Here is a 12,495-nt window from a genome sequence, read left to right on the forward strand (position 1 = left end):
CGTTTAGCTCAGCTGGGAGAGCACCTCCCTTACAAGGAGGGGGTCACTGGTTCGATCCCAGTAACGACCACCATATTCGCAAGCGAGCCTGAGATATCAGCTGCGGTTGCAGAGAAAGTCCCCACTAAGATGGGGTTTTTTTTTGCCCTCAATTCAGTACTCCAGCTTCTTCTGTTGCCGTTGTGGCGAGCCGAACGCCACCTCTTATTGTGCCACTCTGCCACTCTGCCACTCTGCCACTCTGCCACTCTGCCACTCCGATCCTTCTTCATCCTGCTCTTCCGAGATTGTTCGACGGCCACTGACTTCACTCCTGTCCATCGTGATGCTGCTCATATGAACGCCTGTAATAAAGCAAACGCCAGCAATAAAAAGGGCAGGCCAAGGCCTGCCCGCACGGATTCGCAAAGCGTTACATGATCCCGCGGATCAGGATCCCGCTGATCAGCAGCGGCGCCACCACGCGCCAGCACCAGAGCAGCGCCAGACGCAGGGTGGGTGACAGGCCCGCAGGCAATATGGCATCACCCAGTCGCCAACCCAGCAGCAGGGTCAGCACCAGACCAAACAGCGGCATCATCAGGTTGGAGGTGAGATAGTCGAGCAGCTCGAAGATGGTCTTGCCAAACAGGGTCAGATCACTCCAGGGGCCGAACGACAGACTCACCGGAATGCCGGAGGCCATGATGAGCAGGGTCAACACCCGGCAGGCGCCACGACGCGACCAGCCCCACTCCTCGGTGGTAAAGCGCACCAGATGCTCAAGCATGGAGATAGAGGAGGAGAGGGCAGCGACCAGCAGCAACAGGAAGAAGACCACCCCCAGCCCCTGACCGAACGGCAGATGACTGAACACGGCAGGCATGGTCATAAAGGTGAGCCCGGGCCCTGCGGTAGGGTCGATACCGGTGGAGGCCAGCGCCGGGAAGATCATCAGCCCAGCCAGTACCGAGATCAGGCTTGCCAGGGTGACGACCCAGACCCCGGAGCGCAGTACCCCTTCGCTATTGGGCAGGTAGGCGCCATAGGTCGTGTGTACCCCTAGCCCGATGGAGAGGGAGAAGAAGGCCAGTCCCAGCGCGTCCAGCACGCTCTGGCCGGTCAGCATGGAGAAGTCCGGCAGCAGCAGCTGGCGTACACCCGCCATGGAGCCCGGCATGGAGAGACCGACCCCAACCAGCAGCAACATCATGATGAAGAGCGCGGGCATCATCCAGCGCAGTGCCCGCTCAACCCCTTTCTGAATACCCCCCTGCACGAACCACCAGGTCAGGCCTGCGAAAATCAGATGGGTCAGCACCGGCCACCAGGGGTTGCTGACATAGCCGTTGAACAGGGCGGTGAGGGCACTCCCCTCGCTCAGGTTGAGCTTGCCAGCCATCGCCAGCGCGGCGTAACCCACGGTCCAGCCGCCCACCACGCTGTAGAAGCTGTAGATAAAGAAGCCGCAGGCGATCCCCATATACCCCATCCAGCGCCAGTTCGGCCCCACCAGTTTGCGAAAAGCGCCGAGCACCCCGCGCTGGCTATGGCTGCCGAGCAGGGTTTCGCCGACCTGTACCGCTACCCCCAGGGTGAAGCTGAACAGCAGAAACACCAGCAGAAAGGCGCCACCGCCATTGGTGGCGGTCACATAGGGAAACTTCCAGATGGCACCAAGGCCAATCGCTGTGCCTGCTGCGGCCAGCACATGACCGAGACGGGAAGACCACTGAACCTGGCTCATACAACCTCCGGGTAACACGACATCGAAGCAATACTCCTCTGTAGCAATAAACGACAGACCATAAAAAAGGCCGCCTGAGGCGACCTTTGCAATGAACATTCAGAAAAACTGTGCGTGCAAGGTCACCTCTCTTGCGAGCTAAAAAATCGACCAAACAGCACGAGGATGACAGACATGAGGTGGCAACCTGACTAATGAATGAGGGAACAGCCTAAACCATGGAAAGAATAATTGACACATAAAATCAAAAATTTTTTATGTGTGCCGCTGTCACCACTCTGACTGTACGTACAACTCAATGTGGGGAACCTCGCAGGGCAGCATCTTTTCTACCTTGTGGCTATTTACTGGGCGATAATCGACGTAGCTTCTTCTGGAACTAGTGACCGCGACATGGCACTGACGGGGACAACGATGAGACAGGATGTCGTATGAGATGGATGGTGCTGCCCTGGTTACTGATCAGCCTGAGTGTGTCGGCGCAGCCCGGATTAACCCTGCTGAGTCACGATTTACCCCCCTTTACCGAATACCGCGACGGCAAGCTCGACGGATTTGCCATTCGCCTGATCGATGAGGTGCAGGAGGAGCTTGGCACCCGTTATCCGGTGCGGATTTACCCGCTCAAGCGGGCGCTGGCGTTGGCACGGGTCGAGCCCGGCTATGGATTGTTCGTGGTACAGCGGCTCCCGGAGCGGGAGTCCCATTTCAAATGGGTTGGCCCGCTCTTTATCAATCGGGTCTTTATCTATCAGGCGCCAGATAGTCGCCACCCGCTGACCTCGCTGGCACAGTTGCGAGATCTGCCCAGAGTGGGGGTGGTGCTGGGCAATGCCGATGATGTGCGGCTGACCCATGAGGGCTACACCAATCTGGTGCGCTACAAGACAGTCGGGGAGGCGATAGAGCGGCTGATGCTGGGCAAGATCGATGCCTTGCCGATGGCGGAGCTGGTGATGGAGGCCACCCTCGACAAGATGGGGTTATCCCGGCGCAGCATCGTCAGCAGTGACGTGCTGCTCCATCAGGCCGGTCTCTATATCGTCTTCTCCAAGGGAACGGATGATGCCGAGATCACCCGCTGGCAGCATGCCCTGGATGCCGTCAGAGCCGCACAGGGGCGGGCCGATGGGCCCACCCGCGAAGAGTAACCGTCACACCAGACCGCGAATCAAGATCCCGCCGATCAGCAAGGGGGCAATCCAGCGCCAGCAGTTCATCAGCAGGTGATGCCAATGGCTGGCAATCCCCTGCGGCAACGCCTTGCGTCCCAGCTTCCAGCCCAGCAGCAGCGTCAGCATCAGGCCGAACAGCGGCATCATCAGGTTGGAGGTGACAAAGTCCAGCAGCTCGAAAATGGTTTTGCCAAACAGGGTGGCGTGTTGCAGCGAACCAAACGACAGGCTGACCGGAACACCGCTAACCATGACGAATCCAGTGATGGCGCTGCAGGCCGTGCGGCGTGACCAGCCCCAGGTCTCGCACAGGAAGCACTGCAAATGCTCCAGCAGGGAGATGGCCGAGGAGAGCGCCGCAAAGACCAGCAGGGCGAAGAAGATCACCTCAAGCACCTGACCGAAGGGCAGCAGCTGAAATACTGCCGGCATGGTCATAAAGGTGAGACCGGGACCGGATGCCGGGTCGATACCGGTCGAGGCCAGCACCGGGAAAATCATCAGCCCCGCCAGTACGGCCACCATGCTGGCCAGCAGCACCACCCAGAGGCTGGAGCGACCAACCCCTTCGCTGGTCGGCAGATAGGCGCCGTAGGTGGTGTGGATGCCAAGACCGATGGAGAGGGAGAAGAAGGCCAGCCCCATGGCATCGAGCACGCCGGACATCCCCAGCTTGCTGAAGTCGGGCATCAGGAAGTGACGTACCCCCGCCATCGCATTGGGCAGGGTAAGGCCAAAGGCGACCAGCATCAGGATCATCAGGAACAGGGCCGGCATCATCCAGCGCAGGGTGCGCTCCACCCCTTTCTGAATGCCGCCTTGCACCACCATCCAGGTGAGGGCGGCAAACAGCAGATGGGTGAGAATGGGCCAGACGTCGCCGCTGACATAGTCATTGAAGCGGGCGGTGAGGGCCGCCGCATCGCCATGGTTGAGCTGACCGGAGATGGCCATGCCGGTATAACCCAGGGTCCAGCCGCCCACCACGCTGTAGAAGCAGTAGATGAGCAGGGTAGAGATCACCCCCATTACCCCAACCCAGCGCCACTGTTTGCCGAGCAGATCGGAGAAGGCTCCCACTACCCCGCGGCGACTCATGCTGCCGAGCAGGGTTTCCCCCATCAGTACCGCAACCCCCAGCGTGAAGCTGAACAGCAGAAAGACCAGCAGGAAGGCGCCGCCGCCGTTGACGGCGGTGACATAGGGGAATTTCCAGATTGCGCCGATACCGACCGCGGAACCCGCTGCGGCGAGGATGTAGCCGAGTCGGGATGACCATTGGGACTGCTTCATAAGAACTCCAATCGCGCGCCCCTTGGCAGGGGCAGAATGGCGCTCATGTTACGGAGGTCACGGCGCAATCACTACTACGGTTATCAGGCATAAATGCGATTTATTGGCACGATTGGCTAATTTAATTCTGTTTTTTGCCCAATCCTGCCACCAAATAAAAACCGGAGCGAGATTGCTCCGGTTTGGTCTCTGACAACTGCTCGTCGGCGGACTAGATCACCCCGAGCTCCCGCAGCCGCTCCATCAGGTAGCTGTGGGCGGTATGACGCTCGGAGAGCACCACATCTGGGCGCGGGTGGAGGAACAGCGGTAGGGAGATACGTGACTTGGCGGCACTGCCACCGGTCGGGTTGATGACGCGGTGAGTGGTGGAGGGATAGTAGCCGCGAGAGGCCTCCTGCAGCATGTCGCCGATATTGATGATGAGGGTGCCAAAGTCACACGGCACATCCATCCATTCGCCGTCGGAACCCTTCACCTGCAGCCCTGGCTCGTTGGCGGCGGGCAGAATGGTGAGCAGGTTGATATCTTCGTGGGCGGCGGCACGGATGGCGCCCGGCTCCTCGGTGCCATCGAACGGCGGATAGTGCAGCACCCGCAGCAGGGTCTTCTGGCTCTCTTCGATCATCGAGGAGAGGGAGCAGCTGTAGTGAGCGGCGATATCGGCCGGGGTGTACTGCTCCACCCAGCCCAGCAGCTCGGCGGCCAGACCGTTGGCGAGACGGTAGTACTCCATCGCCTGCTCTTTCAGCTCTTCCGGCATCTGGCCCCAGGGGTAGATGTGGAAGTACTCTTTGATGTCTTTCTGGCTATGGCCCTTGGCCACCTCGGAGACCGACGGCGGGAAGTAGCCATCCTGAGTCTCGCGGTTGAACAGGAAATCCTGCTTTTGCTCGCTCATGAAGAAGCGATACCAGTTGTCGTAGATGGACTGCACCAGCTCTTTCGGGATGGGGTGGTTGGTCAGCACGCCAAAGCCGGTGGTTCGCAGGGATTCGGTGAAGCGTTGGGCCGCATCGGGTGAGCGGTAATCGACGGTCAGGACTTTCATTGTTTTTGTTGCGCGCCAGTTAAAAGATGGCGCAGTTTACCTTGCGCCTGATAACAAGGAAAGCGGGTTGGCCGCCCGTCTGGCACGGCGTTGAATAGTGACAAAAGCATCAAATAAACCGCACCAGACCGCACGGGAGCGCATCCCTTGTTATGGCCTTTTATCCTCTCTAGAATGCCGCTCACTATCTTTTCCGGAGTCTGTTCATGTCCCCCAAAATCCTGTTGCTGACCCTGCCGGTATTGCTGGCGGGATGCAGTGCCCTGTCAGAAGATGAGTGCCGCACCATGAGTTGGTACAACCTAGGTTATCAGGATGGATCGGAAGGCAAAACCCGTCAGGCGACCCGCGATTACGTTTCGTCTTGCAGCGAATATGGCCTCAAAGTGGATGAAGCCGAGTGGAAACGTGGCTACGACAAGGGGCTGGAGCTCTACTGCATTCCCGAGCTGGCTTACAGCAAGGGCAAGGAGGGGCAGGCTTATCTGGGGGTATGCCCCAATGACGCCAGCTTCCTCAAGCAGTATCAGCGTGGCTACGAAGAGTACAAACTGGCTGCCCGCATGCGGGAGATCAGCGACGAGCTGGAGCGTACCGAGCGTGATATCGATACGCTGGAGCGCAGCATCCGCAACGAAACCAACACGGAACAGCGCGACTACTACCGTGCCAAGCGCGATCGGGCCATTCGCCACTACGAATCCCTGCGCCGGGAGTACAACCGTCTGCGTTATCCGGATCGGGTGATCCAGTTCTCCTTCGGCGGTTAATCCCTCTCTTCATGGCCAGCCCGCGTGCTGGCCATGTTGCATCTTGTCAGCTCAGGGCAGAACCCAGCGCTGCAGCGCCAGTGCGATACCATCTTCGTTGTGGTCGGCCGTGACCCGATGGGCATGGCTCTGGATCTGCGGGGCCGCATTACCCATGGCCACAGCCAGCCCCACCTGCTCGAACATGCTGATGTCGTTGTTGTTGTCACCAAACGCCACCACCTGCTCCATCGCAATCCCTTCGCTGGCGGCCCACTGGGCAAGCCGGTTGCCCTTGCTGCAACCGGGCTGTACCAGCTCTACCGCATAGGGGGCCGCCCAGTCACGGGTAAAGGGCATCTGCTCGACCACCTCGCCCATAAAGGTGTGCAGGCGTGCCGGATCCTGATTGAACAACTCCAGCTTCCAGACCGGGTTGTCGAGCCAGCCTGCCAGCTCCTCGACCGGGTGGAGGGCGATCTTGAGGTGGTCCGGCTGATTGGCCGACCAGTGGCGGATGCGGGTGACATGCTCTTCACAGCCGATGTAGCCAATGCCCTCGCTCAGGTGGAACAGGGCGCCCATCTGCTGCGCCTCGACCGCGGCCAGCAGCTCGGTAAGCGGGGCGGCCGCCAGCGGGTCGCCGCTGAGGATCCGGTTCTGCACCGGATCATAGAGATAGGCGCCGTTGCTGCAGATGAGGGGGGTGTCGAGGGCCAGCTCGTGGTGGAAGGGACGCGCCGTCATGTAGTGGCGCCCCGTGACCAGCAGCACCTTGATGCCGTGGGCGCGGGCTTGCGCCAGGGCTGCCCGGGTGGCCGACGAGATCTTGTGATCCCGGGTCAGCAGGGTGCCATCCATATCGAGCGCGATGGCCTTGTACTCACTCATAGCTCCTCCAGCATCGAACAAATCCGCAAAGAGCCTTACCGTCCCAGACCCAGCGCCCCGATGCAAGTCTTGCCCGCGGCCGAAGCACCGAACTGTGATCCCTTCGTGGCTCAGGTGCAGCTGGCCAGCTGTTGACGACGGTCGGCACGGCGGCGCAGCAGATAGAAACCGGCGGCACTGGCAAGGGAGCAGAGGGTGGCGAGATAGAAGGGCCACTCGGTACCGGCCAGCAGCACCAGACTGCCGAGCAGCACCGCCAGGATCTCGCTGCCCACGGCGAGGGCGCGGTAGAGCCCCATCGCCTGCCCCTGCTGCTCCGGGTGACTGCGGTTGGAGATCGCCACCGAAGTGGCCAGCTCCCCCAGACTCATGCCGATGCCAGCGGGAACGAAGGTAAGCGCCAGCCCCCACCAGTGCACGGGCAGGATAAAGAGCAGCATGCCGCTCGCCATCACCAGATGGCCGACAATCCCGAGGGAGCTGCCGCGCCAGTGGCGGGCGATGCGAGAGCCGAGCCAGGAGCCCGCCATCATGGGCAGGCTCACCAGCACCGCCGCCTGCGCCAGCTGGGTCGGATCCCAAGACAGCCGCTCCACCAGCCAGATATTGAAGTAGGTGAAATAGAGCTGCACGGCGCCATAGCTGATCAGGGTGAGTGCGAAGTAGGGGAGCAGGGCCGGTTGCAGCAACAGCTGGCGGCTGGAGAGGGTCGGGGCCTGCCGGGCGGCCGCCACCGGCGGACGATAGGGGATCAACCAGTAGACCAGCAGCAGGTTGAGCAGGGTCATTCCTACCGCCAGCCAGGCGGCCAGACTGTAATCCCCCGAGATCACCGCGGCGTAGCCCCCGATCATCGGCCCCACGACCCAGCCCAGATTCATGCCGATGTTGATCCAGGCGAAGCTGCGGGTCTTGTGCTCCTTGCCAGCGAGATCCGCCGCCATCGCCTGCACGATGGCGATGTTGCCGTTGCATAGCCCCTCCACAATCCGGCTGAGCAGCAACAGGGGGAGGGAGCGCCAGGCGATACCGAGTGCCATCAGGGCATAGCCTGCCAGCACTCCCGCCAGCGATAGCAACAGCAGTGGCTTGCGGCCATAGCGGTCGGAGAGGCGACCGAGCCAGGGGCTGCCCACTAGCTGGAACAGGGGATAGAGCCCCATGATGACCCCCAGCCACACCTTGCGGCTCCAGTCGGAGGCTTCCGGCGTCAGCATGCCGTGGGCCGGATCCAGCAGCAAAGGAGCCAACACCGGGGAGGGGAGACTGAAGCCTGCAACTGCCAGCGTGACCGTCATGACCAGCACCCAGAGGGGATTTTTGTGCCCGTGTTTCTCCATGTTGCACCCATTAAGTAAAGTTATTGGTTTATTTATGCTGGTTCATAGACGGGATTAAGTAAAGTGAATTATTGATTTAATAAAGGTGGCTCCCCATAATGAGATCATGAACGCAAGCACCGACAAGATCCTGTTTCTGCTCAAGAGCCATGGCCCGCAGAGCGCCGCCGCGCTGGGGGAGCAGTTGCAGATGACCTCCATGGGCGCCCGCCAGCACCTGTTCGCACTGGAGCAGGAGGGGTGGGTCACATTCAGCGACGAGGCGCGCGGGCGCGGTCGTCCCGTGCGGCTGTGGCAGCTCACCGAGCAGGCTTGGCAGCGCTTCCCCGATAGCCATAGCGACCTGACCGTGCAGCTGATCGACAACGTGCGCGAGCTGTTTGGCGAGGAGGGGATGGAACGGCTGATCCAGCAGCGGGAGCAGCAGATGCTTGCTCGCTATCAGGAGGCGCTGGGGTTCCATGGCTTATCTGGCCGGTTGGCGGCGCTCAAGGAGCTGCGTACTCGCGAGGGCTATATGGCGGAGATCCTTCGCGAAGAGGATGGCAGTTGGCTGCTGTGGGAGAGCCACTGCCCCATCTGTGCGGCAGCGCGTACCTGCCGCGGTTTCTGTCGCAGCGAACTGGCGCTGTTTCGCCAGCTGCTGGCACCGGCGACGGTGGAGCGGGAGCAGTATCTGCTGGAGGGGGCGCACCGCTGCCTCTATCGCATCACGCCGCCCGCGTTCTGATTGCGCCAAACGCCCAAAAACAACAAAGCAGGCGCCGGGATGCCTGCTTTGTTGCCTTCGGGGAGGGGGTTCTCTCGTTCCAGCCCGTCATTTCCCGATAAGGTAAGACGGCTGATGGGGCTCTTGACCCGGTAAGGTCCTTCACCGCAGAGACCCGGTCAGGTATCTGCTTTGCCACCGGAAGATGTAACCATAGTATCCCTCCCGTGCCGGTGAGTGGTTGCAAAGTAACCACTTATTTCGGTTGTTTTTGCAATAGTTCACCCTTAATCTAGGAAAAGTGGATTAGTCATTGCAACGAGGAAGGGTAAATGCTGAAACTTGATCGCATAGACAGACATATTCTCGAGCTGATGCAGGAGAATGGCCGCATCAGCAATCTGGAACTGGCCGAGCTGGTCGGGCTCTCGCCGTCCCCCTGCTCCCGCCGGGTCAAGGCGCTGGAGGATGCCGGTCTCATCGACACCCACGTTACTTTGCTCAACGCCCGCCAGCTTGGCCTCACCCTCACCGCCTACATTCACATTTCCATGGACAGACACACGCCCGAGCGGTTCGAAAATTTCGATCGCGCCATCAGCGAACTGCCCGAAGTGCTGGAGTGTGACCTCATCACCGGCAATGATGCCGATTACCAGCTCAAGGTGGTGGTGCGCGACATGGAGCACTATCAGCACTTCCTGCTGGACAAGCTGACCCATATTCCGGGGGTGACCGGGGTGCGCTCCAGCTTCGTGCTGCGCCGCATCAAGCACAAGACGGCGCTGCCGCTCAACCATCTGGGTTGAGGCTGCGCAAACCGCTTCAAACCGCTTATAGAAACAGAAAGAGGAGGCCAGTGGCCTCCTCTTTCTGTTATGCGGTATTGGTTATTCGGTTCTGGATTAGTTGTCGCGGTGACGGGGAATGGCGACTGCTGTGGTCAGACGCTGACCTGGCTGATATCTTCCACCTGCAGCAGCCAGCCGCTCTGCTCCTGCTGCGGTTCGCCGCTGACCCGCAGCCGCTCGCCGGTCGGCACCCACTGCCCCTCGGGCAGGGAGACCAGCAGGCTCTCGCTGCCGTTGTCGAACAACCAGCGATCTTCGCCAAGCGATTCAATCAGATAACCTTCCATCTCCACTCTGGACTCGGCTTGCCAGGATGGCGCAACGGAATCACGGCTCTCGATGAAATCCCCCTGAACACCAAAACTGGCTAGCCCCCACAGAATGGAGAGCCCGACGATGGATGTTTGCATCTTGTCTCTCCTCTTTTGGAACTGTAGGGCCAGTATGGGAACAGAAAACTGAGCGCACCATGAACAAGGTGGCAAAGTGCTGGCGAGATCGCGAAAAAATCCGGCCAATTGGCCGGTAGTGTCATTTTATGGTGCCTGGATCACACTATTTGGCGGCTTCTTCTGCCATCCGTTCAGCTCTTGGCTTATTCATCCACATGGCTACCCCGCGATGATCCCCACAGATCCCCTCTGCTACCACGGCGCGAACCCGGGTGCCATCTTTGCAAATGGCCTGCCAGGCGTCGGCATCATCGATGGCGAGCGAGTTGGGGGGCGGCGTGGTTTGGCAAGCCGTGAGCAGCAGGGCGCACAGGGGGAGCAATTTTTTCATGGCGGACTCCTCGGGGTGATGGGGGACTGAGAGGATTGGGATGACCTCTCCATCCGGGCTTCACTCCCCCAGCATCAGTGATAACCGGTTAAGGGGCAAGGGGAGAGGTCACCGACAGGTGCAGGTGCCGTGCAGCCGGGGCTTGCCCTGTGCCCTCCTTGGGCCTAAGGTGGGGCCGTTTTACTGCCTGATTGAAGGAGCGTTTTCATGTCCACTCTCTATCCCCGCGTCGGGGTCGGCGTCATCCTGACCAACGCCCAAGGCCAGGTGCTGTTTGGCAAACGCAAAGGGAGCCATGCCCCCTACTGGTCGATCCCGGGTGGTCATCTGGAGTTGGGGGAGAGCTTCGAGTCGGCGGCGATCCGCGAGGTGGCCGAGGAGACGGGACTTGGGATCCATGGGCCCGAGGTGGTAGCGGTGACCAACAACCTGGAGACCTGGCGCGAGAGCGGGCTGCACTATATCTCGGTGACGCTGCACGCTAAGGCCGATGGTGAGCCGCAACTGCTGGAGCCGGAGAAGTGCGAAGGCTGGGTCTGGTGCGATCCGCGCGCGTTGCCCGAGCCCCACTTCGACGCCAGCCGTCAGTCCATCGCCTGCTGGCTGGCGGGACGCTGCTATCTGCCGGGTGATGTGCCCATGGTGTCGGCCTAATCAGTCTGATTGTCATAAAACGATCATCGCGCTGTCATAATATCTCCTCTCCATCGGGAGGAGAGGGATGAGGGAGAAGAGCGTGGGACAGGTATTTATTCAGTTTTTATGGCTGGGATGCATCAGTTTTGGTGGTCCGGCCGCTCATATCGGTTATTTCCAGCGCACCTTCGTCCAGCGGCTCGGCTGGCTGACACAGGCCGAATTTGCCCGCTTGCTGGCGCTGTGCCAGCTGCTGCCGGGACCCGCCTCCAGCCAGCTTGGTTTCGCCATCGGTCGTCATCGCGCCGGTCTGGGCGGGGCGCTCTCTGCTTTTGTTGGCTTCACGCTGCCCTCATTTCTGCTGCTACTGGCGGCCGCGATCGGTATCGGTCAGCTGGGCAGCAATTTGTGGCTCGATGCGGCGCTGCATGGCCTTAAACTGCTGGCGCTTATCGTGGTGGCCGATGCGGTGCTCACCATGAGTCGTCAGTTCTGTGCCACGGGAATGACCCAAGGGATTATGGTGGTGACCGCTGCTGCACTCTGGTGGCAGCCCAGTCTGCTGACTCAACTGTTGATGCTGGCGGGAGCGGCGCTGATCTGCGCCCGCAGCCAGCGCGGGGCGGGTAGTCGCCCTGCCACCGCCGAGCTGCCTGCTGCCGCTGCCAGTCAGCCTCATTGGCCGACCCTGCTGCTGTTTGGCATCTTTTTTATCGGCCTGCCGCTGCTCGCTAGCCCGCTTGGCCAGCTGGTTGCCGACTTCTATCGCGCCGGTAGTCTGGTGTTTGGCGGTGGCCATGTGGTGCTGCCGCTGCTGCAAGAGAGCGTGGGACACACTCTCAACGAGCAGCAGTTTCTGACCGGTTACAGCCTGGCCCAGTTGGTGCCGGGCCCCATGTTTACCCTTGCCACCTATCTTGGCGCCCAGCTGCAGCCCGAGATGCCGATGATCGGGGCCCTGTTGGCGACCCTGGCGCTCTTTGCACCCGGCTTTCTGCTGCTTTGGGCGGTGGGCCCCTGCTGGCAACAGTGGCTGGCCCAGCCCCGTCTGGCGGGGGCCGTCACCGGAATCAACGCCGCCGTGGTGGGCTTGTTGTTGGCGGCCCTCTATCAGCCGGTGTGGCAGAGCGCGGTGCTGGCGCCGACCGATCTGGCGCTGGCGGCCATCGGCTTTTATCTGCTGCGGGTGGTGAAGCTGCCGATACCGGCCATTGCGGCCCTGCTGGTGATGGCCGCCATCCTGCTGGCGTGAATGCGGTGAAATCCCGATAAAAAAACGGCGCCTCCATAA

General features: G+C 60.8%; 14 protein-coding genes. 6 read left to right on the forward strand and 8 right to left on the reverse strand.

Annotated features, from left to right (window positions below; translation table 11 throughout):
• Nucleotides 1–204: 204 nt before the first annotated feature.
• Both G5315_RS13170 and G5315_RS13175 read right to left on the reverse strand, forming a co-directional pair.
• On the reverse strand, nucleotides 205–336 hold the full coding sequence (locus G5315_RS13170; RefSeq protein WP_421333172.1) for a hypothetical protein: 132 nt from the start codon (nucleotides 334–336) through the stop codon (nucleotides 205–207).
• Nucleotides 337–412: 76 nt separating this feature from the next.
• The gene (locus G5315_RS13175; protein ID WP_201907564.1) at nucleotides 413–1,726 is read right to left on the reverse strand and encodes a sodium-dependent transporter; all 1,314 of its coding nucleotides are present in this window, start codon (nucleotides 1,724–1,726) and stop codon (nucleotides 413–415) included.
• Between the two features lie 431 nt (nucleotides 1,727–2,157).
• On the opposite strand from G5315_RS13175, the gene G5315_RS13180 reads away from it, so the two are divergent.
• Nucleotides 2,158–2,877 (forward strand): substrate-binding periplasmic protein, encoded by a 720-nt coding sequence (locus G5315_RS13180; protein WP_201933481.1) that lies wholly within the window; start codon nucleotides 2,158–2,160, stop codon nucleotides 2,875–2,877.
• A 3-nt stretch (nucleotides 2,878–2,880) separates the two neighbouring features.
• On the opposite strand, the gene G5315_RS13185 is transcribed toward G5315_RS13180, so the two are convergent.
• Nucleotides 2,881–4,194: a sodium-dependent transporter gene (locus tag G5315_RS13185; protein WP_064341676.1), complete on the reverse strand. Its 1,314-nt coding sequence runs from the start codon at nucleotides 4,192–4,194 to the stop codon at nucleotides 2,881–2,883.
• 211 nt (nucleotides 4,195–4,405) lie between these two features.
• A complete protein-coding gene (locus G5315_RS13190) occupies nucleotides 4,406–5,245 on the reverse strand; it encodes an isopenicillin N synthase family dioxygenase (RefSeq protein WP_421333173.1) in 840 nt (279 codons plus the stop codon).
• 206 nt (nucleotides 5,246–5,451) lie between these two features.
• Here G5315_RS13190 and G5315_RS13195 point away from each other — a divergent pair, with 206 nt between their 5' ends.
• Complete coding sequence (locus G5315_RS13195) at nucleotides 5,452–6,015, forward strand: DUF2799 domain-containing protein (protein WP_069554893.1); 564 nt, start codon at nucleotides 5,452–5,454, stop codon at nucleotides 6,013–6,015.
• A 51-nt stretch (nucleotides 6,016–6,066) separates the two neighbouring features.
• Here G5315_RS13195 and G5315_RS13200 read toward each other — a convergent pair whose 3' ends face one another.
• Complete coding sequence (locus tag G5315_RS13200) at nucleotides 6,067–6,885, reverse strand: Cof-type HAD-IIB family hydrolase (protein ID WP_111900214.1); 819 nt, start codon at nucleotides 6,883–6,885, stop codon at nucleotides 6,067–6,069.
• A 110-nt stretch (nucleotides 6,886–6,995) separates the two neighbouring features.
• The gene (locus G5315_RS13205; RefSeq protein ID WP_421333174.1) at nucleotides 6,996–8,225 is read right to left on the reverse strand and encodes an MFS transporter; all 1,230 of its coding nucleotides are present in this window, start codon (nucleotides 8,223–8,225) and stop codon (nucleotides 6,996–6,998) included.
• Between the two features lie 106 nt (nucleotides 8,226–8,331).
• Between G5315_RS13205 and G5315_RS13210 the strand changes: the two genes are divergently transcribed.
• On the forward strand, nucleotides 8,332–8,955 hold the full coding sequence (locus G5315_RS13210; RefSeq protein ID WP_421333175.1) for a helix-turn-helix transcriptional regulator: 624 nt from the start codon (nucleotides 8,332–8,334) through the stop codon (nucleotides 8,953–8,955).
• Between the two features lie 311 nt (nucleotides 8,956–9,266).
• Nucleotides 9,267–9,743, forward strand: a complete 477-nt coding sequence (locus tag G5315_RS13215) for an Lrp/AsnC family transcriptional regulator (protein WP_005304871.1) — start codon at nucleotides 9,267–9,269, stop codon at nucleotides 9,741–9,743.
• A 134-nt stretch (nucleotides 9,744–9,877) separates the two neighbouring features.
• Here G5315_RS13215 and G5315_RS13220 read toward each other — a convergent pair whose 3' ends face one another.
• Both G5315_RS13220 and G5315_RS13225 read right to left on the reverse strand, forming a co-directional pair.
• Nucleotides 9,878–10,195 (reverse strand): hypothetical protein, encoded by a 318-nt coding sequence (locus G5315_RS13220; protein WP_005343224.1) that lies wholly within the window; start codon nucleotides 10,193–10,195, stop codon nucleotides 9,878–9,880.
• Between the two features lie 145 nt (nucleotides 10,196–10,340).
• Nucleotides 10,341–10,568 (reverse strand): hypothetical protein, encoded by a 228-nt coding sequence (locus G5315_RS13225; protein ID WP_335819967.1) that lies wholly within the window; start codon nucleotides 10,566–10,568, stop codon nucleotides 10,341–10,343.
• A 207-nt stretch (nucleotides 10,569–10,775) separates the two neighbouring features.
• On the opposite strand from G5315_RS13225, the gene G5315_RS13230 reads away from it, so the two are divergent.
• Complete coding sequence (locus G5315_RS13230; protein ID WP_421333176.1) at nucleotides 10,776–11,222, forward strand: nucleotide triphosphate diphosphatase NUDT15; 447 nt, start codon at nucleotides 10,776–10,778, stop codon at nucleotides 11,220–11,222.
• 82 nt (nucleotides 11,223–11,304) lie between these two features.
• The gene (gene chrA, locus G5315_RS13235; protein ID WP_216949341.1) at nucleotides 11,305–12,456 is read left to right on the forward strand and encodes a chromate efflux transporter; all 1,152 of its coding nucleotides are present in this window, start codon (nucleotides 11,305–11,307) and stop codon (nucleotides 12,454–12,456) included.
• The last annotated feature ends 39 nt before the right edge of the window (nucleotides 12,457–12,495 follow it).

Source organism: Aeromonas sp. 603607 (assembly GCF_049171595.1).
In the GTDB taxonomy this organism is placed as follows: Bacteria; Pseudomonadota; Gammaproteobacteria; order Enterobacterales; family Aeromonadaceae; genus Aeromonas; species Aeromonas veronii.